Origin of the sequence: Aeromonas rivuli (genome assembly GCF_020149575.1) — a bacterium.
GTDB lineage: Bacteria > Pseudomonadota > Gammaproteobacteria > Enterobacterales > Aeromonadaceae > Aeromonas > Aeromonas rivuli.
Genome location: NZ_CP079742.1, coordinates 1,663,683 through 1,686,251, shown reverse-complemented (window position 1 = coordinate 1,686,251; position 22,569 = coordinate 1,663,683). Strand labels below are relative to the sequence as shown.

Below are 22,569 nucleotides of genomic sequence, written 5' to 3'. Positions count from 1 at the left end.
TAGCGATGCTGGCTCACCAGTCAACCCCAAATATTTAATACTCTGATCGTTCGACCATTTTTTACTCTTTTTGTCTTTTTTCAATGCTTGTTGTCATTACCTGGATCCAAAGCACTAAACCATCACTCTTGCTCCAGACCCGCTCGCTGGCGCGGGCCCAGAACATGGCAGTGTGTTTTCGATCAGAAACGGGAGTGGTAAGTCAGATCTCCCCAGGCCGCGCGCAGGTACTGGAACATGGACCAGAAGGTGAGCACTGTCGCGACATAGAGCAGCAGGTAAGAGCACCACACCATCCAGATGTCGTATTGCCAGATCAGGCCGGTGAGCGAGGCCATCTGGATCATGGTCTTCCACTTGCCAATCCAGCTTACCGCGACCGCAGAGCGCTTGCCGAGCTCTGCCATCCATTCGCGCAGGGCCGAGATGATGATCTCGCGCCCTATCATGGTCATGGCGGGTATGGTGACCCAGACGGTGTTGTAGTGCTCGACGATGACCACCAGGGCGGCGGCCACCATGATCTTGTCGGCGACGGGATCGAGGAAGGCACCGAAGGCGGTGGACTGGTTGAGCTTGCGGGCCAGGTAGCCATCGAACCAATCGGTGGCGGCCGCCAGGAAGAAGACGATTGCCGCCGCCAGATAGGACCACTGGTAAGGCAGGTAGAACAGGACGACGAAGACGGGGATCAGCAATATCCGGAAAAACGTCAAAAGATTAGGAATATTTGTCATTATTTTCAGCCACTTCTTGTATGCCGCTAGATGGTAGCCCCAAGCCGGTTGCCATGACAACCGGGCTGACACCCGCCTTAGTTTATTAATCCATCAATAACCTTGAAATACCGGGTCATTATGGCATTTCGGTCCCCTCCCCGTCACGGCCCTTATGCATGCCACCATGCTCAATGGCCGTGCAGCGCTTCATGAATGGCCTGTGCCAGTTCGGTGCTGATGCCGGGGACCCGGGCCAGATCATCGATACTGGCCTTCTTCACCTCCTGCAGACCCCCCAGATATTTGAGCAGCGCCTGACGCCGTTTCGGTCCCACCCCCGGGATCTCTTCCAGGGTACTGGTGGTACGCGCCTTGGCGCGGCGCGCCCTGTGACCTGTGATGGCGAAACGGTGGGATTCGTCGCGAATGTGCTGAATCAGGTGCAAGGCCGGCATGTCTGCCGGCAGATGAAGCTCTTCATGGCTCTCCCCCATGATGAGGGTCTCCAGCCCCGCCTTGCGGGTTACCCCCTTGGCAATGCCGATGAGCAGGGGGTGCTTGCCCCCCAGAAAATCCAGCTGGCGAGCCAGGATCTCCTCGGCGCGGCGCAACTGCCCCAGACCGCCATCGATAAAGAGCACATCCGGCACCTTGTCCGGCTCCTGCTGCTTGCCAAAGCGGCGCTCCAGCACCTGCTCCATGGCGGCATAGTCATCGCCGCCGGTGATCCCCTCTATGTTGAAGCGACGATACTCGGCGCTGAAGGGCCCCTCCCGGTTGAACACCACGCAAGACGCCACGGTGCGCTCCCCCATGGTGTGGGAAATATCGAAACACTCCATGCGATTGATGGGGCCATCAAGCTCGAGCAACTCCTCGAGCTGGGCAAGACGCGCCGCCATGGTGCTCTGGTGGGCGAGCCGCGAGCGTAGCGCACTCTGGGCGTTGATGGCCGCCAGCTTGATGAAACGGGCGCGCTCGGCGCGGGTGCGGCTCTGTACCCGCACCTTGTAACCCGCGGTCTGGCTCAGGGTATCGGCGATGAGTGCCTCATCCTCCAGGGCCACATCGAGCAGCACTTCGCTCGGGATCTGGCGTCCCCCCTGCCCCGACAGATAGAACTGCAGCAGGAAGGATTGCACCACCTCATCGAGGTCGGTATCGGCGGGCACCTTGGGGAAATAGCTGCGCGAGCCGAGCACCTTGCCCTGGCGAATGAAGAGTACATGGATACAGGCGGTGCCTTGTTCGAAGGCCACCCCGACCACATCCAGCTCATCGAGCACGTTGCCGCTCACCGACTGCTGCTCGGTCACCTTGCGCAGCGCCTGGATCTGATCCCGATAGCGGGCCGCCTCCTCGAAGCGCAAGTCGCCGCTGGCAGACTCCATCTTGCCCACCAGCGAGCCTATGACCTGCTGATTTTTGCCCGCCAGAAACAAGCGGGCCAGCTCGACCTGCTGGGCATACTCCTCTTCGCTCACCAGACCGGCCACGCAGGGACCGGCACAGCGCTTGAGTTGATAGAGCAGGCAGGGGCGGCTGCGGTTGGCATAGACCGCATCCTCGCATTGACGCACCGGGAATATTTTCTGCATCAGGTGCAGACTCTCGCGCACCGCGCCCCCTGAGGGGTAAGGGCCGAAATAGTCCCCCTTTAACTTGCGGGCCCCCCGGTGCAGGCCGATCCGCGGATGGCGGTGGCCGGTGATGACTATCCAGGGGTAAGACTTGTCATCGCGCAGCAGCACGTTGTATCGCGGCTGATATTGCTTGATGAGGTTGTGCTCGAGGATCAGTGCCTCGGTCTCGGTATGGGTCACCGTCACCTGAATATCGCTGATCTGGCGCACCAGGGTACGGGTCTTGATGCTGTCGACCTTGCTGCGAAAATAGGAGGCGAGCCGCTTCTTCAGATCCTTCGCCTTGCCCACATAGATGACAGTGCCGCCGCTGTCATACATGCGGTAGACGCCGCTCTGGTGGCTGACCACCTTGAGGAAGGCTTTGCTGTCGAAGGAGGAGGATGGGCTGGTCGTCATAAGGCACTCGGCGTGGCAGCGAAACAAAAGACTTGGATGGCAGCAGCTTACCTCGTCGCCGCCCAAGAACGCAAAAGGCGGCTCAAGCCGCCTCCTTATATTTCACTCTCATCAATCGTTACAGGGTATCAGCATCGAGCATGCCATAACGAATAGCCAAGTGAGTCAGCTCTACATCACCATTGATATCGAGTTTGCTGAACAGCCGGTAGCGGTAGCTGTTGACCGTTTTCGGGCTCAGGTTGAGCTGCTCAGAGATATCGGTCACTTTCTGCCCCTTGGTGATCATCATCATGATCTGCAGCTCGCGCTCGGACAGAGACTTGAAGGGGTTCTCGTCGGCAGAGGCAAACTGGCTCAGGGCCATCTGCTGGGCTATCTCGGGGGAGATGTAACGCTGACCAGAGTGCACCAGGCGAATGGCGTGGATCATCTCTTCCGGCGCGGCACCCTTGGTGAGATAACCGGCGGCACCCGCCTGCATCACCTTGGTCGGGAACGGATTTTCAGAATGAATGGTCAGCACTATGATGCGAACATCGGGCCGCAATCTCAGGATCTTGCGGGTCGCTTCCAGCCCGCCGATCCCCGGCATATTCATATCCATCAGGATCACATCCGGGTGATGTTGACGGCAGAAAGTGACCGCCAACTCGCCACTCTGTACCTCGCCCACCACCTTGATACCACGGACGTCTTCCAGAATGCGTCTTATCCCTGTACGCACCAACTCATGATCATCGACCAGGAATACATTTATCACCCAAACACCCCGTTTCTTATCTTGTTATGTGCCAGTTAGGGTTAACACGGCGTCTTGCATCATAACCAAACTGATCGATTTGGCAAATCATGGCGGGGAAAAGTTTGAGGAAGCACATGAATAACGTTATTAATCAAATAATTATATAAGCCATCAACAAAAAACGGCATCCGAAGATGCCGTATTGGTCATGGGCAGCGTCATCAGGATACCGCCAGCAGGGCCCGTACCTTGTCCAGATCGGCCTGGGTATCGACCCCCACCGGCGGCGCTTCCAGTGCCTGAGCCACATGGATCTTTTCGCCATACCAGAGCACCCGCAGCTGCTCGAGGGATTCCACCTGTTCGAGCTGACTCGGTGCCCAGCCCACATAGCGCTCGATGAAGCCGGCGCGATAGGCATAAATGCCTATATGGCGCTGGTACCAGGGGCCGGCCTGCTCCTTGCTGGCAGCGAAACCGTCTCTATCCCAGGGAATGGGGGCGCGGCTGAAGTAGAGGGCATAGCCATCCTTGTCAGTCACGACCTTGACCGCATTGGGATTGAACAGCTCCTCCGCCGCCAGGATCGGCACCGACAGGGTTGCCATGGGCGCGCTGGCCCCGGCCAGGTTGTCGGCCACCTGGCGGATGATCGCCGGGGGAATGAGCGGTTCATCCCCCTGCACATTGACCACTATGGTATCGGCGGCAAAGCCGTAGTGACGGCACACCTCGGCCAGGCGCTCGGTGCCAGACTGGTGATCCGTCGAGGTCATGCACACCTCGACCCCGCTCTCGCACAGGGCTGCGCGCACTCGCTCATCATCAGTGGCAACGATGACTCGCTCTGCCCCGGACTGGCGCGCCTTGGCCACCACATGGGCGACCATGGGCTGGCCATGGATGTCCGCCAGGGGTTTGCCCGGCAGGCGGGTCGAGGCGTAGCGGGCCGGAATGACCACCACGAAGCTCATGAGGGCAGCTCATCGCTGGTCAGGGTGCGGGCACGGTTCTCCAGCAGCACGGGGATGCCCTCTTCCAGGGGATAGGCCAGTTTGTCGAAGCGGCAGATGAGCTCATCCGCTTCCTTGTGGTATTGCAGTTTGCCCTTGCAGACCGGGCAGGCAATGATGTCGAGCAGCTTAATGTCCAGTGCCAAAACGAGACTCCTTCAAGGATTTCAACAGGGTGTCGAGCAATGCCTGAGGCAGCTCGGCACTGACCGGCAGATACCACCAATGGGGCTGCGCGAAGGCGCGGCACTTGACGGCATCTTTCTCGGTCATAAACAGGGGACGATCGGCGAAACGGGCGAGCAGCTCGCTGGGATCGAAGGGGTGATGATCCGCGTAACCCTGAGCCTGGCGCAGCTGATAACCCAGTTCGGTCAGGGTCGCAAAGAAACGAGGGGGATGGCCGATGCCCGCCAGGGCATCGATCTCGGGGCCCAGGGGAACATCCGGGGCAGTGTCGTCCAGCACCCGGCGCGGCGCGGCCGCCACCAGCTGCATGCCGTACTCCCCCAGCTCGGGTTCACCACCGTTGCAGAGCACGGCATGCACCCGTTTTAGCCTGGAAAGGGGCTCACGCAGCGGCCCCATGGGCAGCAGACAGCGGTTGCCGAAACGGCGCATGCCATCCACCACCACCAGCTCGATATCCCGCGCCAGGGCATAGTGTTGCAAACCATCGTCGGTAATGATGATGTCCACCTCACCACTTGCCTCGAGCAGTCGCACCGCATCGGCCCGTGTGGGCGCCACCACCACGGGGCAGCCACAACGGCGGGCAATGAGCACCGGCTCGTCCCCCGCCTCTGCGGTCGTACTGCCAGCATCGAGCCGATATGGGTAATGGGGGGCCTTGCCGCCATAACCGCGGCTGACCACCCCGGGTCGCCAGCCTCTTGCCTGCAGTTGCTCCACCAGCCAGATCACCACCGGCGTCTTGCCATTGCCGCCGACCGAGAGGTTGCCCACCACGATCACCGGCAGGCTGGCGCGATAAGCCTCCAGCCAGCCACGCCGAAAAGCCAGGCGGCGCAGACCGCTGATGAGACCAAACAGCAGGGCAAAGGGGGCCAGCAACCAGCGCCAGCCACTCTGCCCATACCAGAGCCTATCCAGCATCAGCCTTTATGTCCCACAGGCACGTCGCCAAACTGGATGGCGCGCAGCTGGGCATAGGTGCCACCGTGGGTCATCAGGGCCTCATGATTACCGCGTTCGACGATGCGCCCCTCATCGATCACCAGGATCTCGTCCGCCTTCTCTATGGTGGAGAGGCGATGGGCGATCACCAGCGAGGTGCGCGCCTTGCACAGCTCGTCGATGGCGGCCTGAATGTGACGCTCGGATTCGGTATCCAGTGCGGACGTCGCTTCATCGAGCAGCAGCACCGGGGCATCGCGCAACAGGGCGCGGGCGATGGCGATCCGCTGGCGCTGACCGCCGGACAAGGAGGCGCCATTCTCGCCCACCACGGTATCGTAACCGTCGCTCATCTTGCTGACGAACTCATCGGCGTGGGCCACCACGGCGGCATGGCGGATCTGCTCGAGGCTGTAACGATCGCCGGCAGCATAGGCGATGTTGTTGGCGACACTGTCGTTGAACAGGTGCACATGCTGGGAGACCAGGGCGTATTGCTTGCGCAGATCGCTCAAACGGTACTCCTGGATGTTGACCCCATCGAGCAGGATCTCCCCTTCCTCTATGTCGTAGAAACGGGTCAGCAGGCTGGCGATGGTGCTCTTGCCAGAGCCGGAGCGGCCCACCAGCGCCACCGACTTGCCCGCCTCGACCTTGAAGCTGACATTGTGCAGCGCCGGGGTCTGCTTGGTCGGGTAGCTAAAGGTGACATTGCGAAACTCGATCTCGCCCCGGGCCCTGTCCAGGGGACGCGTGCCGGTATCGGGCTCAGGCTGGCTGTCGAGCAGGCCAAACAGGCTCTGGCAGGCGGTGATGCCCTTCTGGAACTGGTTGTTGATGTCGGTCAGGCTCTTCAGCGGTTTGAGCAGCATCATCATCGAGGTGATCATCACGGTGAAGGTACCCGCGGTCAGGGTCTCGCGCACCCCGTCAACGGTCGCCGCATAGAGGAAGACCGCCAGGGCGATGGAGGCCACCATCTGCACCACGGGCGTGCCGATGGCGTTGGCCGCGACCATCTTCATGTTCTGCTGGCGCATGTGGTTGCTGACCCGGAAGAAGCGCTTGGACTCCACCTCCTGACCGCCAAACATCAGCACCTCCTTGTGACCCTTGAGCATCTGCTCGGTCGAGGTGGTGATGTTGCCCATCGCCTTCTGGATCTGGCGGCTGATGGTGCGGAAACGGCGGCTGATGAAGCTTATCAAGACACCGACCACGGGGCCGACCACCAGGAAGATGATGGAGAGCTGCCAGGAGTGCCAGAACATCAGGCCCAGCAGACCGATGACGGTCGCCCCTTCCCGCACGATGGAGACCAGGGTCGAGCTCGCCGCAGAAGAGACCTGGCTGGCGTCATAGGTCACCTTGGAGAGCAGGGCACCGGTATTTTGCTGGTCGAAGAAGCTCATCGGCATGGCCATCAGGTGGTTAAACACCTGCTGCTGCAACTTGAGTACCACATGGTTACCGACCCAGGCCATGCAGAAGGTGGAGAGGAAGGTCGCGACGCCGCGCAGCGCGACTATGCCCAGTACGAAGAAGGGCATCCAGGTCAGCACCGTCTTGTCGTTGCCATTGATGCCCTGATCGATCAGCGGCTTGATGGAGTAGACGAAGGTGGTATCGACCGCCGCATAACCCAGCATGCCAATGATGCCGCCCGCCAAGCCCAGCTTGCGATCGCGCACATAGGCGAGCAGCCGCTTGAACACGGGCCAGCTCTCTTGAGAGGTATCTTGAGAGTTATCTTGTTGCATGAATCGCCGTTATAAATGGGAAATGACGGGCTATTCTAGCCAAAGCTGTGGTTTCCACCAAGCTCCACTGCGTCGATACCAGGGCCCGGCATCTCGCTCACCCCGGATCTCAAGTCCATTTGACCCCACCTCGATCGAGATCGCCCCCGACTCCCCGCTGATCCATTGCCGTGAGTCGGGTACCAGGGCGCGATAGCGGGCCACGATTTCAGGACGAGGAAAGTGCCAGCGATTCATGAAACCGGCGCTATGCACAACCTCGGTGGCCGCCACCGCACTCACAAAACCCGGTGTTGAGGAGGTTTTGCTGCCGTGGTGCGGGCTGACCAGCACAGTGCTGCGCACTCCCTCCCCCTCCAGTGCCAGCAGGCGGGTCTCGGCCTCCCGCTCAATGTCGGCGCTCAGCAGTACGCTCACCTGCCCGTCGCTTATCTGCAATACGCAACCATCGTTGTTGCGCCCGGCGCCACTGCGCTCAGGCCACAGCATGCGCAGCGTCAATCCTTGCCACTGCCACTGCTGACCACGTCGACAGGCCTGGGTGCTGGCCGAGAAAGCGTAAGACGAGTACTCGGCCCTGACCGGCAGCGCCGCGCGCAGGGCCTCCCGATTGCCCGCATGATCCCGGTCTCTGTGGCTCAATATCAGCATATCGAGCTCATCGACCGATAACCGATGCAACATCGGCAAGATGGCCGCGTCCGCCATGTTGTAACCACCGGGAAAGCGATCGCCGGTATCAAATAGAATGTGATGACCACGACTGCTGAGCAGCACCGCCAGCCCCTGCCCCACATCCAGCACGCGCACCTGCCAGCTCGGCGCAGCTGGCCAGCCGGCGAGCAAGGCGGCCACAAGCAGCGGCAACCCCAACCAGCGGCCGCCAGGCAGCGTCCAGGCTATCCAGCCCAGCAAAAACAAGATGCTGAGCGGCAGCGCCCAGCCCGGTACCGGCCACCAGAGTGCCCACTGTCCATTGAGCCACTCCAGGCTGACCATGATATAGCCGAGCGCCCCATCGGCCAGCCAGAACAGACCATGGGCGAGGCTCGGGGAGAAGAGACTCACCAGTACGGCAATGAGCGCCACCGGGATGATAAAGAGGCAAAAGAGTGGCAGAGCCAGCAGGTTGATGAACAGCGCCAAGGGTGCCACCCCCTCGAACAACGCGAGTTGCAGTGGCAACAGGCCGAGCAGCAAGAGGCCTTGCAGCCGCAGCAGGCTGGGCCTGCCATAGAGGTAACTCGCCCCCATCAAGAGCGCCACCGCCAGGAAAGAGAGCCAGAAGCCCGCGGCAAAGAGCGCAAAGGGATCCCACAACAAGATGGCCACGAAGGCCAGCAACCAGACCCGATAAGGGGGCCAATCCCGCTTCCAGACTCGCAGTATGCTCCAGACCAGCACCATGATGAGGGCCCGCTCGGTCGCCACTGCAAAACCCGCCAACCAGCTATAAGTGGCAGCAAATAGCAAGGTGCCGACCAATGCCCCTTTCAAGCCAAACAGCCGTCCCAACCAGAAACCCAGCACCGCCACCAGGGCGATGTGCTGACCCGAGATGGCGATGATGTGGGTCAGGCCTGCGCCGCGAAACAGCTCCCATTGCCTATCCGAGATGCCAGCTTGCTCGCCAAAGGTAAGCGCGCTGAGCAAAGGCGCCTGCGCCAACCCTTGCCAGGCTTGCCCGGCGCTGGCCAGCCAGCGGGCCCGCAGACCGGGTGGCTCGCGGTCAACCCTGATGAGGCGACGCAAGTTGCCTGTCGCGCTGATCCCCTTGCCCAGCAACAGACGCCGGCCATCCATGCCAGCCTCATTGGCCAAACCGTGGGCGGGTTTGAGAGAGGCGACCAGTGTCAGCGTCGAGCCCGGTGTCAGCTCGGGTAAAGTTTGGTAAGCATTGATGCGCACCGAGGGAGGCAGGGGTAAGCTGCGACCATCCAGCTCGATGAGCTTGAGCCGCAGCCGCGTAAATTTATCATCTTGAGGCTCTGCACTTTGCACCTGTGCGGTTATGATGTGGCTCGCCTGCTCCCCCAGGGTGTCCAACCAGGAGAGCCGTGCCTGCATGTTGACCTGCATCCAGAGGATGCCCAGTACCAAAAACAGCAGCCGCCAGGCGCGTATAAAACAGAAGGGGATCAGCAGGGACAGCCATAATCCCCCCCATTGGAATGAAGGCAACCATGGCCAAAGCAGACAGGAGCTTGCCCCGAGGGCAAACGACAATAGACGCAGATCCATGGAGCAAGTATTTAGCAAGGTTTCATTATGCCCAAACATCTCATTAAACGCTGGATGCCGGATCATAAAACGCTCAAGGAACACAAGCACTTACGTCTTTTCGGTGACCTGCTGCTCGATGCCAACCTCTGGCATCTGAACCGTCGCTCCGCCGCTGGCGCCTTCGCGGTCGGGCTCTTCATGGCCTGGATCCCCGTCCCTTTCCAGATGCTGTTGGCCGCCGGTGGCGCCATCCTCTTTCGCGTCAATCTGCCGCTCTCGGTTGCCCTGGTCTGGCTGACCAATCCCCTCACCATGCCGCCGCTGTTCTACGCCGCCTACGTGGTTGGCTGCCATCTGCTGGGCCAGCCCTCCCAGCATATAGAGATTGAATTTACCTGGAGCTGGCTGACATCTGTCTTCGAGACCATAGCCCCGCCCCTGCTGCTCGGCTCCCTGGTGCTGGCGATCCTCAGTTCCATCACAGGCTATGTGGTAGTACGCGGCCTCTGGCGGCTGAGCATAGTGCGTCAATGGCGCAATCGCAGCGCAGACAAGTCAGGGGTGGACAAACCATGAACTCCCACTGGCGTAGCCGGTTCCGGATAACCCCGGAGCAGCTGCGCCAGCACAAGTGGTTTGCCCTGTTTGGGGAACGCCTGTTCGCCCCTGAACTCTGGCAGTCGGGCACCCGTGCTCTGTCCGGCGCCTGCGCGGCCGGTCTGTTCGCATCCTGGATCCCCCTGCCGATGCACAGCTTGATCGCCGTGGGATTGGCGCTGCTGTTTAGCCTCAACTTGCCCCTGGCACTGCTGGCGGTCTGGTTCAACAATCCCGTTACCCTGCCCTTCATGTATCTGTGGGCTTACCGCACCGGCTGCGCACTGCTTCAGCTGACCCCGGCCCCCTTCCATCTGGAGTGGTCGCTGGCCTGGTTCGAACAGGAGGCTGCCACGCTGCTGCCCCCCTTCCTGCTCGGCAGTCTGTTGCTTGGTCTGCTGACCGCGAGCCTGGGAGGCCTGCTTTGCGCCCTCCTGCTCAGGCTGTTTCGCCGTCATTGAGCCGGCGAAAACCGGCATGATCCCAACCGCCCCCTCGCGATAGCCGTCTCCTTCGGCCTCCCTTATCTTCCGCCCTGCCCGTCCCTTGTCAGGGGCCCATCTTGGCACCACACTGAGTGCAATCAATCGGTTGCTACTCGAACCTGCCACAAGGAGCTCCCATGGCTGACCCCCTGATCCTCGCCTATGCCGGCAAACACCCTCTCTCACTGCTACCCGCCAAGGCCAATCGCCATGGCCTGATAACGGGAGCAACCGGGACTGGCAAGACAGTGACATTGCAAGTGCTGGCGGAGGGCTTCTCCAATCAGGGGGTCCCCGTCTTTCTGGCTGACGTGAAGGGCGATCTCAGTGGCCTCGGCGCTATGGGTACCCGTTCCTCCAAGCTCGAGGAGCGACTCGGCCAGATGGGCATTGCGGCCCCCACCTTTGCCGCCAGTCCCGTGGTGTTCTGGGATCTCTATGGCGAGCAAGGCCATCCGGTGCGCGCCACCATCTCCGATATGGGTCCCTTGCTGCTCGGGCGGTTACTTGGCCTCAACGAGACCCAGAGCGGTGTATTGGAGCTGGTGTTCAAGGTGGCCGATGACGAGGGGTTGTTGCTGCTAGACCTGAAAGACTTGCGGGCCATGGTGCAGTTCGTCGGCGAAAATGCCAAACGGCTCACCACCAGTTACGGCAATGTATCGAGCGCGTCTGTCGGCGCTATCTTGCGCAATCTGCTCAGTCTGGAGCGCGCCGGGGCCGATCACTTCTTCGGTGAACCCATGCTCGATATCCAGGATCTGCTGCAGACCGATGAGCAGGGCCGTGGTCACATCAACGTCCTGGCGGCGGATAAGTTGACCCAGTCGAGCCGCCTTTACGCCTGTTTCCTGCTCTGGCTGCTCTCCGAACTGTTCGAACAGCTGCCCGAGATTGGCGATCCCGATAAACCCAAGCTGGTGTTCTTCTTCGACGAAGCACATCTCCTCTTTACCGATACCCCCAAGGCGCTGCTGGAAAAAATAGAGCTGGTGGTACGGCTTATTCGCTCCAAAGGGGTGGGCGTCTACTTCGTGACCCAGAGTCCGGCCGATATCCCGGCCAGCGTATTGGGCCAACTCGGCAACCGGGTACAGCATGCGCTGCGGGCCTTCACCCCGCAGGATCAGAAAGCAGTACGTATCGCCGCCGATACGCTCAGGGCCAATCCAGCCTTTGACGCCACTGGTGTCATCACCGAACTCGGCGTCGGTGAAGCGCTGGTCTCGACCCTGGATGAGAAGGGCAGCCCCCAAATGGTGGAGCGCGCCCTGATAGCGCCCCCTGCCAGCCGAATAGGCCCGCTGACGGTCCCCGAACGCCAGGCTCTCATCAAGGGTTCCTTGCTGTTTGGTCAGTACGAACAGACCCAGGACAGGGAGTCAGCCTTCGAGCGGTTGAAAGGGCAGACTCAAGCCGCGCCTGAGTCAGCTCCCCAGTCCGGTCAAGCCCCCGAGCAAGCCGAGGATGACGGCGGCCTTTTTGGATCCATCGGCGAGATACTGTTTGGCCGCACCGGCCCCCGGGGGGGTCAGCACGATGGGGTGGTGCAGACGGCCGCCAAGAGTGTGGCCCGCACCCTGGGGAACGAGATGGGGCGCCAGCTGGTACGGGGCGTGCTCGGCTCCCTGCTCGGAGGCAGCAAAGGTCGCCGCTGATCGGGCCATATCAATGAAGAGAGGCCCGCACATGGCGGGCCTCTCTGTCTCTGACGTCAGCCGCTCACTCAGGAACGGTCAAGGCAGCGCTCAGATCACCTTGGCGATGGCATCGCACAGGGGGTCTATGTTGGCATGGGTGATGCCTGCCACGCTGATGCGGCCGGAGCCCACGATATAGATCCCAAACTCCTGCTTGAGTCGCTCAACCTGGGCCTTGTCCAACCCGGAGAAGGAGAACATGCCGTTCTGCTCGCGGATAAAGCTGAAGTCCTGGGCAATACCCTGCGCCGCAAGTTTCTCCACCAGCAGCTCACGCATCTCCCGGATCCGCACCCGCATCTCGGCCACCTCGGCCACCCACTCCGCATAGAGGGCAGGATCCTGCACTATGGTGGTCACCACGGCGGCGCCATGGGACGGCGGGTTGGAGTAGTTGGCACGGATCACCGTCTTGACCTGGGTGAAGGCCACGTCGGCCACGGCCTTGCTGGCGCTGACCAGCGTAAAGGCCCCGACCCGCTCGTTGTAGAGCCCGAAGTTCTTGGAGAAAGAGCTCGCCACCAGCAGTTCATCATGGCAGGCGGCGAAGATGCGCAGCCCCTCGGCATCCTCTTCGATACCACGGGCAAAACCCTGATAGGCAAAGTCAAACAGCGGCAACCAGCCAGCGGCAAGGCTCTGCTCGGCCAGGGCCTGCCACTGCTCACGAGTCGGATCTATGCCGGTCGGGTTATGGCAGCAACCGTGCAGCAGCACCAGATCGCCGGCTTGCGCCTCGGCCAGTGAGGCCTGCATGGCGGCAAAGTCGAGCCCCTTGGTGGTGGCATCGTAGTATTTGTACCACTTCACGGTCAGACCGGCGGCCTGGAAGACGCTGACGTGGTTGGCCCAGGTCGGATCCGAGATCCAGACGGTCTTGCTCAGGTTGTTGCGCACCACAAACTCGGCGGCGATACGCAGGGCACCCGTGCCCCCCGGCGCCTGCGCCGTCTTGACCCGACCGCTGTTGATGAGCTCCGCACCCTTGCCAAACAGCAGCTGTTGCACCACGGCACCATAGGCGGCGGTGCCCTCTATGCCGAGGTAGTTCTTGCTCTTCTCGTCATTGAGCAGGCGTTGCTCGGCTTGTTTGACACTGCGCAAAATAGGAGTGGCTCCGGATTCATCCTTGTAGATCCCAACCCCGAGATTGATCTTGTCGGTACGAGGATCGGCGCGGAAGGCATCGGTCAGGCCCAGAATCGGATCCGCTGGGGCGGCAACAACCTTTTCAAACATGGTTTTCCCTGTGTTCCATTGATGTTATTGGGGGGCGTCCTGGATGGTAAACGCAGCGGCCCTGAGGCGGCACTGCGCCTCTTCTTTATACCACCGCCCATCGGGTGGGAAAACCGCTTTTTAGCCCCATGTTTTGCCGACTATCCGGCCAGGGCCTCCCAGCTCGAAGCCAGGGCCATTACCTCGGCGCAGAGCCCCTGCTGCGCGGCTATCAGCGGGTGGCACGCGGTGCGAAAAGCACCCGGCAGCAAGCTTGGCTCCCAGGCTCTCGGCCCCGACAGGGGGAGCCCATAGTGCATCATGAGAGGGGCCAGATCCCGGGGTAGCCACCAGCTCGCCGGACGGGCGAAGCGCGCCGCCAGCGCCTGAACCCGCGCAGCGCCAGCCGGATCCAGGCGAGTGATATGGTGCCAGCGAACCCCGAGGGGCAAGGCGGCCAGCAGGGGCGCAAGAAGATGGGGGGCTTCGCGCTCCCCATAGACCAGGATGCAGTCATCTGGCAGCACCAACTCGGTGAAGATGCCGAGGCTGTCGGTGGTGATGGCCCGGGCGGGTTCCTGACCTGGCCAGATCAACTTGCCAAGCCGCGCCAGGCTGCGCTCCGGCAAGCTAAGCTCACCCAGCCCCTGCAACCAGGGCGCGGCATCGAGCAGTTGCCCGCCCTGCAAAAACAGGCTGAAGGGGTGGCTCGCCCTCAGCCTGAGGACCCCGTCGCCACAGGGCGTGATCCCCTTGTCTTCGAAATCTATCTGTTCGGCCGTGCTAAATGGCTGCTCACCCTTGCGATAGAGGGCGGCGAGCACCCGCTGGTTGATCCGCTCCTTGAGCTGCCAGCCTTGGGCATGGATCCACTCCTCCGGGCTCGGCGGAGCTGACGACAACTTGGCCAGGGTGAGCTCCCGTTGCAAGTAGCGCCGGCCCGCCGGCGTGAGCTGATATTGATGGGCGCCGAGGGAGAGCAGCAACTGATGGCTGCGCAGCAGGCCGATGAGGGGTTGCAGGTTTCTATCTCTTACGCTGACCGCATCTTGCGCCAAGAGTTGCTGGGCAAACGTCTGCCACGCCGGATGAGTGAAATCGATCAAGGCCCGCTCCTTCCCTGTCGGGGTAACAAGCTGATTAATCTAACGAATAGCGAAGCTGATACCAAGCCGGGCAAGCTGACAACGTGATGTGACGCAGGGACATCAGAGCAGAAAAAGCGAGAGAAACGCGAAAAGCAAAACGGCCAAGCAAGCTTGGCCGTTTCATCAACTCAATATCGTTTCCCTAGACGAGGGAGCCGAAATTAGAAGTTGTATTGCAGGGCAACAGTGAACTCGTCGTCCAGGTTGTCGATACCCTGGATTTTGTACTCGGTGTAGGCTTTGAACTTGGAAGTAAAGTTGTACTGAACGCCCAGCAGGGTTTCATCAACTTGATCTTCGTAGCTGCTGTCGTTGTCTTTGGCTTCGGTGAAGTTGTAACCAGCCAGGAAGGTCCAGGCGTCAACGTTGTAGGAAGCAGCCAGCTCGTAGCCACGGCCCTTGCTATCCCAACCGGTGTTGTCGTTGTCAACTTTACCCTGGGTGTACATACCGGCGAAGTAGAAACCGTTGATGGCGTAGTTGGCACCGATGGCCCACTCGTCTTTGTTACCTTCGTCACCATTGACCTTGTTCTCCAGCTCGGAAGTGGAGTAGGCGGCGTCGAAGCCCAGACCGAAGTCGAAGTCATAACCGGCAGCAGCAGCGAAGCCGTAGTTACGCTTGACGTCCGAACCGAATACGGCGTCTTCTTTCACACCTTGACCGATGTCAGTCACTTTAACAGCGACGTCATCGTTGGTCTGGTAGGAGAGCTTGCCGGAGAAGCCACCGAAGCTGTTGGAGTAGATGATCTGGCCTTCCTGACGACCGTCGTAGAAGTTACCTACGTCACCCCATTCGTTGAAGATATCGGTCGCTTCCAGGGCGTCGTAGAAGGCGGTGTCGGTCTGACCGAAGATGATCTTACCGTACTGGCTGCCGTCCAGACCCACGTAGATATGACGGGAGTTGAATTTGTTGTCGGAGTTCTCGGCAGAAACCTGCCACTCGGTCTTGGCGATACCAGACCAGGTGTCGTTCAGGGCAACTTTACCGGACCAACCCAGACGGGAGGAACCAACCAGCTCACCATCGACGTCTTCGTAACCACCAGCGCTGCCTGGTACGAATACTGTGTTGCCAGTTTTAGAATCAAACTTGTAAGAGTCTGCAGTGCCGCTGACCGATTTATTGTGGTCAGCATAGTAGTTAGCCTGAACACGGCCGTAAACGTCAAAAGTCACACCGTCTTTGTCATAGATGACCGCGGCGTTAGCGGCGGAAGCGAACAGAGCCGGGATAGCAATAGCCAGAATTGTCTTTTTCATAGTTTCCAATGCCTACTGTAATTAAACACTAAGTTGTTGTTATTCCCTGTGTTAGCGATGTTCTTTGCATCACTATGGGGCCCGAGACTAGCATCGGGTTTTGCAATCCGCAATGAAAAAACTTGGAACTTTTCGGAGAATCGATAGTCATAGGGAGAAAAATGTGATCCTCATCTCATCTTTCATCTCTCTTTGAGGGAAAACGTTTACAGCGTAAAACGCTGCTTTTCTGTGCCACCAAAGCGGAGTCAAAGGTGTTTTGTCGCCACAGTGGAACATATGGCGACAGTGGCATGGCGTCTCGCTCAACAGCCTCGACCCGGCAGCCGAGTTACGGGTATCCTGTCTGTCTGCTCCCTCAAGCCGCGCGCCCATCAAGCCCATGTTATCGACCCGTCTCAAAGCCAGCATACGTGCTACCTACCGCCAGATTGCCGACAGCTTGCCCGGTTTCATGCCGCGCAAAGAGCAGAACTTCCTGGTGGCAGAGATAGCCAAGACGCTCACCGGGGAATATGACAAATCCCGCCGCATCCTGGTGGCCGAGGCAGGCACCGGCATCGGCAAATCCCTCTCTTATGCGCAAGGGGCCATCCCAGTCGCACGCCTGACCCAGAAGAAACTCATCATCTCCACCGCCACAGTGGCGCTGCAAGAGCAGCTCATCCACAAGGATTTGCCCTTCTATCATCGTCATAGCGAGTTGCCATTCAAGTTCATGCTGGTCAAGGGCCGCCAGCGCTACTGCTGCGAGCACTTGCTGGAACAGGCGGCCAGTGGCGCCGACATGAGCAATGTTGAGTTCAACTTCGAGGCCCTGAGCAAGCACAAGCCAAGCGCCAGCGACCGGAGCCTCTACCAGGCCCTGTGGCAGGCCTATACCGATGGCAAGTGGGATGGGGATCGTGACAACTGGCCCGACCCCATTTCCGAACCCGGCTGGCTGCGTATCGCCGCCGACCGCCACAGTTGCAACAAGGCGCTCAGCCATCACCAACACTGCCCCTTCCATCGTGCCCGCAATGACATGGAGGCCGCCGACGTCCTGGTGGTCAATCACGCCCTGCTGCTCTCGGATCTCACCATGGGCGGCGGCATCATCTTGCCCAGCCCGGACGAGTGTTTCTATGTGCTCGACGAGGCCCATCACCTGCCCACCATCGCCCGGGACCATGGGGCCGCCAGCGCCAGCATCAAGGGTTCGCGCCGCTGGCTGGAGAAACTCGCCCAGAGTGCTGGCAAGCTGACTCGCAGTCTCAATAAAGAGAGCCTGATCGATCCCCAGCTCAAGCTGCAAGATGCCCTCGCCTCCTTGCAGCCGGACCTCAAGGCCCTGGAGCAGTGGCTTGGCGCCAATGAAGGGCTCTTCGGCCAGGAGCCCCATTACCGATTCGAAGGTGGCGTCTTGCCCGACCCCCTGCCCATGCTGGCCGAAAACCTGAAAGAGGCGAGCAAGAAGGCATTGCGGGCCCTGGACAGGATGCAGGGCGCCATCGCCGAAGCCCTGAAAGATGGGGAGATCCGCCGCAAGGAGGCCGAGCCGTTGCTGGCCGAAACCGGTTTTCACCTGCAGCGTCTGGAGGGATTCAACGCCCTCTGGGAGATGCTAAGTCGCCATGTTCCCCAAGGAAAAACCCCCATGGCCCGCTGGATGGTGAAGGGAGACGAGGGGGAGGTCTGGCTGCACGCCTCTCCCATCGAGGTCGGCTACCTGCTGGAAGAGTGGCTCTGGTCACGCTGCCTCGGCGCCGTACTGGTCTCGGCCACCCTGAGCGCCCTCTCCTCCTTTAGCTATTTTCGCCATCAGGTGGGGCTCAAGGAGCATGACGGCACCCGCTACCTGCGCCTGCGCTCCCCCTTCGATTACCAGAAGGCGGAGCTCTATCTGCCCAAGATGGTCAATGAACCCAGTGCCCCCGGCTTCACCCAGGAGCTGATTGAGGTGCTGCCTCGGCTGGTCGCAGGCAAGGAGGCGAGCCTGGTGCTCTTCTCCTCCTATCGTCAGATGAACGAGGTGGCGCAAGGGTTGCGCGCCAAGGGGCTCTCTCTATTGGTACAAGGCGAGGCGTCGCGCAGTGCGCTGCTGACCCTGCACAAACAGAAATGCGATGGTGCCCAGGCCAGCGTGCTGCTCGGCACCGGCAGCTTCTCGGAAGGGCTGGACTTGCCCGGCCACTACCTGACCAACCTGGTGATCACCAAGCTCCCCTTCGCCGTGCCCAACTCACCGGTGGAAGAGGCGACGGCAGAGTGGGTCGAGCAACGCGGTGGCAATCCCTTCTTGCAACTAACGGTCCCCGAGGCCTCCCGCAAGCTGATCCAGGCCTGTGGTCGCCTGATCCGCAAAGAGAGCGACAGGGGCCGGGTGACCATTCTCGATCGCCGCCTCCTGACCAAGCGCTACGGCAAGGGCTTGCTCGATGCCCTGCCCCCGTTCAGTCGCCGCATCGATTAAGCCTCGCCACGATGAAGGGCGCGACACAGGGCAGGAGTTGCCGATGCCCTGCCCGCCCTGCCCGCCTTGGCCGCCATCAGTCGCCGCATCGATTAAGCCTCGCCACGATGAAGGGCGCGGCACAGGGCAGGGTTGCCGATGCCCTGTCCGCCGCCATCAGTCGCCGCATCGATTAAGCCTCGCCACGATGAAGGGCGCGGCACAGGGCAGGAGTTGCCGATGCCCTGCCCGCCTCCGTCACCGTCACCGCATCGACTAAGCCTCGCCACGATGAAGGGCGCGGCACAGGGCAGGGTTGCCTAAGCCCTGCCCGCCTCCGTCAGTCGCCGCGTCGATTAAGACTCGCCACGATGAAGGGCGCGGCACAGGGCAGGGTTGCCGATGCCCCGCCCTCCTTGGCCGCTATCAGTCGCCGCATCGATTAGCCCTCGCCAACATGCAGCCCATGTGCCGGCCATCCTCGCTATTGAGTAACAAGGTAATAGATGAAGGGTTCCCCATGGCAAGAGCGGTGCCCCTTGGCTATTGCCGCCCTCGCGCAAACCTGTAAAAATGGCCCCTGTTTTCAGCAGGCCATCGCCTGACTGTTCAAGGAGAAGAGATGAAACTGACTGTTTTGGTGCCGGCCCTGGCTGGTCTGTTGTGGGCGGGTAGCGCCCTGGCCAATGTCCAATTGGAAGTCACCCCACCCTATGTGGTGCAGTTGATCGATGGCGTATCTATCAATCCCAAGCTGCTCGACAAGTCCAACAGCTTCCCGATCCAGGCGGGAGATCATCAGCTGGTCGTCGCCTTCGAGGGTAACTACTCCAGCCGCAGCGACACCAAGTTCGTGACCGCAGAGCCCCTGGTCATCAACTTCACGGCCAAGGACAACCAGCAGCTGGCCCTGGATTACAAGAAACCCCGTAACGAAGCCGAAGCCCAGCAGTTCATCAAGACTCAGAATGTGGTCCTGAAAGACAAGGTCAGTGGCCAGCCCCTCAAGACCGAGCAGTTCGTACTGCCCAAGGTCGAGGGTTTCCAGCTGACCCGTGACTATCAGCAGGAGCTGATCACCATGGGCAAGGCGTTCAACCAGCCAACCACGGTCGCCGTCTCCACCGCCGCCGTCATGGCCGCCAGCAGCGCCCCGGTTCAAGTTGCACCGAGCAAGGCTCAGAGCAACCCAGAAGCCCTGACCCAGCTGCAAAGCTGGTACAACAAGGCCGATACCGAGACGCGCAAAGCCTTCCAGATCTGGGTCATCCAGCAGCAATAAGGCCAGTGCCATACAACAAGGGGAGCTTCGGCTCCCCTTGTTGTTGGCCAGCGTTTCCTGAACCGCGTCAGCAATGCTGGCCCCCTCCCCTTCGGGCAGGACCCGTGACAGGATTTCAACGCGGACCCAAACAAGAAGAGGCGACCCCGGGGTCGCCTCTTCTGTTACCTAAACGTCTCACCGTTCGTTAACTGCGCTTCCTGGCATATTTGCGACGGGCACGGGCCTGGCGCACCTCCTCGCGCTCGGCCTTCTCCTTGGCCTTGTGCTCCGCCTCTTCGGCCGCCAGCACTATCTCGGCGCTCACCATCTCCGGCGTCTCCAGAGAGATGCGGCCCAGCAAGCCTGAGCGGAATTCGTTGACCAGGATCTCGGATGCCTTGTGCAGGTCGACCAGGCCGCCCTTGCGCACGAAGGCTCGCTGACGGGCGATCATCTCCAGCAGCTCGATCTCGGTTTCCGGCAGCTCGCTTATCTGGTAGCGCGCCTTGACCCGATCCGGATAGGCCTTGATGAAGTAATCCGCGGCAAACATGGCGATGTCGGCATAGTCAAATACCGTGTCCTTGATGGCGGCGGTGACGGCCAGGCGGTAGCCGCAAGAGGGCGGATTGAGCTTTGGCCACAGGAAGCCCGGGGTGTCGGTCAGGATGACATTGTTGTCGAGCTTGATGCGCTGCTGGGACTTGGTCACCCCCGCCTCGTTGCCGGTGCGGGCTATGGTGCGGCCCGCCAAGGTGTTGATCAGGGTGGACTTGCCCACGTTGGGGATACCCATGATCATGGCGCGCACGCCGCGCACATCAAGATTGCGCTCCGGCAGCATCTCGTGGCACAGGGCCAGCAGATTCTTGATCTTCTCAGGCTCCTGCTGCGTCAGGGGAAGGGCCTTGATCCCCTTCTCCTTTTCCATATGTTCAACCCAGAGCGCCGTGATGGCAGGATCGGCCAGGTCAGCCTTGTTCAGCACCTTGATGACAGGGGTATCGCCCCGCAATTCCGGCACCAGGGGGTTCTCGCTGGAGAAGGGGATCCGGGCATCGAGCATCTCAATGATGACATCGACCTGGGGCATGACCTCGGCAATCTCTTTACGGGCCTTGTGCATGTGACCGGGGAACCAGTTAATCGACATTCTCTCTCACCTTCTCTGCTCGGAACGGGGCGCATTTTACCTGCTTTTCCCCACATTGACAGACTCTTATCTCCCCTGGGTGCGGATCTGCCCCAAGGGAGCGGCCAGGGCGTCTCAGAAAATATTAACGAATTGATTAGCAAGGCAATTCATTAAGGGTTTAATCATAGTGTCATCTGGGTTCATTCAAACTGTCATCTTGCCTCTCTAGGCTTCGCTCTGGATTTACAAGGAGCGAACCCATGAAAAAAATCACAGGAATTGCACTCATGATAGGCGCCGCCCTGGCCGCCGGTTGCAATTCCAGCAGCGACAGCAACAACAGTGGTGACAAGGATGCGGGCACAACTCGCGCCAAAAACGTGATCTTCTTCCTCGGGGATGGCATGGGGATCAACACCCTGACCGCCGCCCGCATCTACGGGGTCGGCGAAGCGGGGGATCTCACCATGGATACCCTGCCGGAGACGGCCTTTATCAAGACCTTCTCCCACGATGCCCAGGTCACGGACTCGGCCCCCTCCATGGCCGCCTACATGACAGGGGTCAAGAGCAACAACGGCGTCATCAGCATGGATGGCGATGCCACCCAGCAGGACGACTGTGCCTTGAGCGCAGGCAAGTCTGTCACCACCTTGCTCGAACTGGCCAAGGCCGATGGCCGTGGCACCGGCGTGGTCACCACCACCCGCATCACCCACGCCACCCCGGCCGACACCTATGCCCATATCTGCAACCGGGATCTCGAGGCGGACATCGCCGTGCAGATGGTACCGGGCGGCGCTGGCTACAACCCGGCCCTCAAGGATGGCATCGACGTGGTGCTCGGCGGCGGCAGCAGCTTCTTCCTGCCCCAGGCTGACAAGGGCAAGCGCACCGACGGTCGCAACCTCATCGAGGAGATGAAGACCCAGGGCTACCAGTTCGCCAGCAACCTGGGCGAGCTGCAAGGCGCCGCCGCTGGCAAGCCACTGCTCGGCCTGTTTGGCGCCAGTCACATGAAATATGAGCTGGACAGGCCCCAGGATGAGCCCTCCCTCAGCGACATGACCCTGGCGGCCATCAAGCAACTCAAAGACAAGTCCAAGGGCTACTTCCTGATGGTGGAAGGAGGACGCATCGATCATGCCCTGCATGACACCAATGCCAAGCGCGCCCTGCAAGACACCCTCGCCTTCGACCAGGCCATCCAGGCCGCCATCGATGAGGTCAAGAAAACCGACCCCGAGCTGAAAAACACCCTGATAGTGGTCACGGCCGACCACGACCACACCCTGGTGCTCAACGGCTATGCCAAGCGCACCGGCAAGACCACCGCCAGCAACCCCGGAGTCTTGGGGCTGGCCAAGGACTATGTCAGCGGCGACAACCTGCTCGATAGCGACGGCATGCCCTACACCATCATTGGTTTTGGCAACGGCTACAACCGCGTCGATGGCTCCCGGGCAAGCGTAGCGCCGCTGGACGATGCCACCGTCTCCGCCGACGACTATCACCAGGAGGTGGTCGTCAAGGTCGGTGAGCTCGGCAGCGAGACCCACGGCGGCACGGATGTATTCCTTGGCGCCATTGGCCAGGGCGCAGACAGCTTCCATGGCTCCCTCGATAACACAGCCGTCTTTGGCAAGATAAAGGCTGCGGCCCAGCTCTAAGGAACAGACCC

At 60.7% G+C, this 22,569-nt stretch carries 18 protein-coding genes; 6 read left to right on the top strand and 12 right to left on the bottom strand.

The window, feature by feature from the left end; all coding sequences use genetic code 11:
- Positions 1–182 precede the first annotated feature (182 nt).
- From pgsA to KYK33_RS07900, 8 genes are all read right to left on the bottom strand, one after another.
- Positions 183–737 carry a CDP-diacylglycerol--glycerol-3-phosphate 3-phosphatidyltransferase gene (gene pgsA, locus KYK33_RS07935; RefSeq protein ID WP_042042074.1) on the bottom strand — a complete coding sequence of 185 codons (555 nt, stop codon included), beginning with the start codon at positions 735–737 and terminating at the stop codon, positions 183–185.
- Between the two features lie 170 nt (positions 738–907).
- Positions 908–2,761: an excinuclease ABC subunit UvrC gene (gene uvrC / locus KYK33_RS07930; protein WP_224432627.1), complete on the bottom strand. Its 1,854-nt coding sequence runs from the start codon at positions 2,759–2,761 to the stop codon at positions 908–910.
- 118 nt (positions 2,762–2,879) lie between these two features.
- Positions 2,880–3,524: a UvrY/SirA/GacA family response regulator transcription factor gene (gene uvrY, locus KYK33_RS07925; RefSeq protein ID WP_005904670.1), complete on the bottom strand. Its 645-nt coding sequence runs from the start codon at positions 3,522–3,524 to the stop codon at positions 2,880–2,882.
- Between the two features lie 203 nt (positions 3,525–3,727).
- Positions 3,728–4,480 (bottom strand): 3-deoxy-manno-octulosonate cytidylyltransferase, encoded by a 753-nt coding sequence (kdsB, locus tag KYK33_RS07920; RefSeq protein WP_224432626.1) that lies wholly within the window; start codon positions 4,478–4,480, stop codon positions 3,728–3,730.
- Positions 4,477–4,665 carry a Trm112 family protein gene (locus KYK33_RS07915; protein WP_042042070.1) on the bottom strand — a complete coding sequence of 63 codons (189 nt, stop codon included), beginning with the start codon at positions 4,663–4,665 and terminating at the stop codon, positions 4,477–4,479. Before KYK33_RS07915 ends, kdsB begins: the two co-directional genes overlap by 4 nt.
- The gene (gene lpxK / locus KYK33_RS07910) at positions 4,649–5,635 is read right to left on the bottom strand and encodes a tetraacyldisaccharide 4'-kinase (RefSeq protein ID WP_224432625.1); all 987 of its coding nucleotides are present in this window, start codon (positions 5,633–5,635) and stop codon (positions 4,649–4,651) included. Before lpxK ends, KYK33_RS07915 begins: the two co-directional genes overlap by 17 nt.
- Positions 5,635–7,416: a lipid A ABC transporter ATP-binding protein/permease MsbA gene (gene msbA / locus KYK33_RS07905; RefSeq protein ID WP_224432624.1), complete on the bottom strand. Its 1,782-nt coding sequence runs from the start codon at positions 7,414–7,416 to the stop codon at positions 5,635–5,637. Before msbA ends, lpxK begins: the two co-directional genes overlap by 1 nt.
- A 30-nt stretch (positions 7,417–7,446) precedes the next feature.
- On the bottom strand, positions 7,447–9,657 hold the full coding sequence (locus KYK33_RS07900) for a DNA internalization-related competence protein ComEC/Rec2 (RefSeq protein ID WP_224432623.1): 2,211 nt from the start codon (positions 9,655–9,657) through the stop codon (positions 7,447–7,449).
- Positions 9,658–9,684: 27 nt separating this feature from the next.
- Here KYK33_RS07900 and KYK33_RS07895 point away from each other — a divergent pair, with 27 nt between their 5' ends.
- From KYK33_RS07895 to KYK33_RS07885, 3 genes are all read left to right on the top strand, one after another.
- Positions 9,685–10,215, top strand: coding sequence for a DUF2062 domain-containing protein (locus KYK33_RS07895; RefSeq protein ID WP_042042066.1), 531 nt, complete (start codon positions 9,685–9,687; stop codon positions 10,213–10,215).
- On the top strand, positions 10,212–10,697 hold the full coding sequence (locus KYK33_RS07890; protein ID WP_224432622.1) for a DUF2062 domain-containing protein: 486 nt from the start codon (positions 10,212–10,214) through the stop codon (positions 10,695–10,697). Before KYK33_RS07895 ends, KYK33_RS07890 begins: the two co-directional genes overlap by 4 nt.
- Positions 10,698–10,858: 161 nt before the next feature.
- Entirely contained in the window at positions 10,859–12,379 is a 1,521-nt protein-coding gene (locus KYK33_RS07885) for a helicase HerA-like domain-containing protein (RefSeq protein WP_224432621.1), read from the top strand.
- 90 nt (positions 12,380–12,469) lie between these two features.
- Here the strand turns inward: KYK33_RS07885 and KYK33_RS07880 are convergent, their stop codons facing one another.
- From KYK33_RS07880 to KYK33_RS07870, 3 genes are all read right to left on the bottom strand, one after another.
- Complete coding sequence (locus KYK33_RS07880; RefSeq protein ID WP_224432620.1) at positions 12,470–13,660, bottom strand: amino acid aminotransferase; 1,191 nt, start codon at positions 13,658–13,660, stop codon at positions 12,470–12,472.
- 140 nt (positions 13,661–13,800) lie between these two features.
- On the bottom strand, positions 13,801–14,745 hold the full coding sequence (locus tag KYK33_RS07875; RefSeq protein ID WP_224432619.1) for a hypothetical protein: 945 nt from the start codon (positions 14,743–14,745) through the stop codon (positions 13,801–13,803).
- A gap of 203 nt (positions 14,746–14,948) precedes the next feature.
- The gene (locus tag KYK33_RS07870; RefSeq protein ID WP_042044143.1) at positions 14,949–16,055 is read right to left on the bottom strand and encodes a porin; all 1,107 of its coding nucleotides are present in this window, start codon (positions 16,053–16,055) and stop codon (positions 14,949–14,951) included.
- Between the two features lie 382 nt (positions 16,056–16,437).
- On the opposite strand from KYK33_RS07870, the gene dinG reads away from it, so the two are divergent.
- Both dinG and KYK33_RS07860 read left to right on the top strand, forming a co-directional pair.
- On the top strand, positions 16,438–18,510 hold the full coding sequence (gene dinG, locus KYK33_RS07865) for an ATP-dependent DNA helicase DinG (protein WP_042044142.1): 2,073 nt from the start codon (positions 16,438–16,440) through the stop codon (positions 18,508–18,510).
- A gap of 601 nt (positions 18,511–19,111) precedes the next feature.
- On the top strand, positions 19,112–19,771 hold the full coding sequence (locus KYK33_RS07860; RefSeq protein ID WP_224432618.1) for a YccT family protein: 660 nt from the start codon (positions 19,112–19,114) through the stop codon (positions 19,769–19,771).
- Positions 19,772–19,958: 187 nt separating this feature from the next.
- Here KYK33_RS07860 and ylqF read toward each other — a convergent pair whose 3' ends face one another.
- Entirely contained in the window at positions 19,959–20,906 is a 948-nt protein-coding gene (gene ylqF, locus KYK33_RS07855; RefSeq protein WP_042044139.1) for a ribosome biogenesis GTPase YlqF, read from the bottom strand.
- A 242-nt stretch (positions 20,907–21,148) separates the two neighbouring features.
- Between ylqF and KYK33_RS07850 the strand changes: the two genes are divergently transcribed.
- Complete coding sequence (locus KYK33_RS07850) at positions 21,149–22,558, top strand: alkaline phosphatase (RefSeq protein ID WP_224432617.1); 1,410 nt, start codon at positions 21,149–21,151, stop codon at positions 22,556–22,558.
- Positions 22,559–22,569: the final 11 nt, after the last annotated feature.

Excerpts from the sequence above, each read along its gene's own strand:
- lpxK (WP_224432625.1), bottom strand. The coding sequence starts at position 5,635 with ATGCTGGATAGGCTCTGGTATGGGCAGAGTGGCTGGCGCTGGTTGCTG.
- KYK33_RS07850 (WP_224432617.1), top strand. The coding sequence starts at position 21,149 with ATGAAAAAAATCACAGGAATTGCACTCATGATAGGCGCCGCCCTGGCC.
- KYK33_RS07880 (WP_224432620.1), bottom strand. The coding sequence starts at position 13,660 with ATGTTTGAAAAGGTTGTTGCCGCCCCAGCGGATCCGATTCTGGGCCTG.
- KYK33_RS07885 (WP_224432621.1), top strand. The coding sequence starts at position 10,859 with ATGGCTGACCCCCTGATCCTCGCCTATGCCGGCAAACACCCTCTCTCA.
- ylqF (WP_042044139.1), bottom strand. The coding sequence starts at position 20,906 with ATGTCGATTAACTGGTTCCCCGGTCACATGCACAAGGCCCGTAAAGAG.
- KYK33_RS07870 (WP_042044143.1), bottom strand. The coding sequence starts at position 16,055 with ATGAAAAAGACAATTCTGGCTATTGCTATCCCGGCTCTGTTCGCTTCC.
- KYK33_RS07895 (WP_042042066.1), top strand. The coding sequence starts at position 9,685 with ATGCCCAAACATCTCATTAAACGCTGGATGCCGGATCATAAAACGCTC.
- uvrC (WP_224432627.1), bottom strand. The coding sequence starts at position 2,761 with ATGACGACCAGCCCATCCTCCTCCTTCGACAGCAAAGCCTTCCTCAAG.
- pgsA (WP_042042074.1), bottom strand. The coding sequence starts at position 737 with ATGACAAATATTCCTAATCTTTTGACGTTTTTCCGGATATTGCTGATC.
- msbA (WP_224432624.1), bottom strand. The coding sequence starts at position 7,416 with ATGCAACAAGATAACTCTCAAGATACCTCTCAAGAGAGCTGGCCCGTG.
- dinG (WP_042044142.1), top strand. The coding sequence starts at position 16,438 with ATGTTATCGACCCGTCTCAAAGCCAGCATACGTGCTACCTACCGCCAG.
- KYK33_RS07900 (WP_224432623.1), bottom strand. The coding sequence starts at position 9,657 with ATGGATCTGCGTCTATTGTCGTTTGCCCTCGGGGCAAGCTCCTGTCTG.
- kdsB (WP_224432626.1), bottom strand. The coding sequence starts at position 4,480 with ATGAGCTTCGTGGTGGTCATTCCGGCCCGCTACGCCTCGACCCGCCTG.
- KYK33_RS07890 (WP_224432622.1), top strand. The coding sequence starts at position 10,212 with ATGAACTCCCACTGGCGTAGCCGGTTCCGGATAACCCCGGAGCAGCTG.
- KYK33_RS07860 (WP_224432618.1), top strand. The coding sequence starts at position 19,112 with ATGAAACTGACTGTTTTGGTGCCGGCCCTGGCTGGTCTGTTGTGGGCG.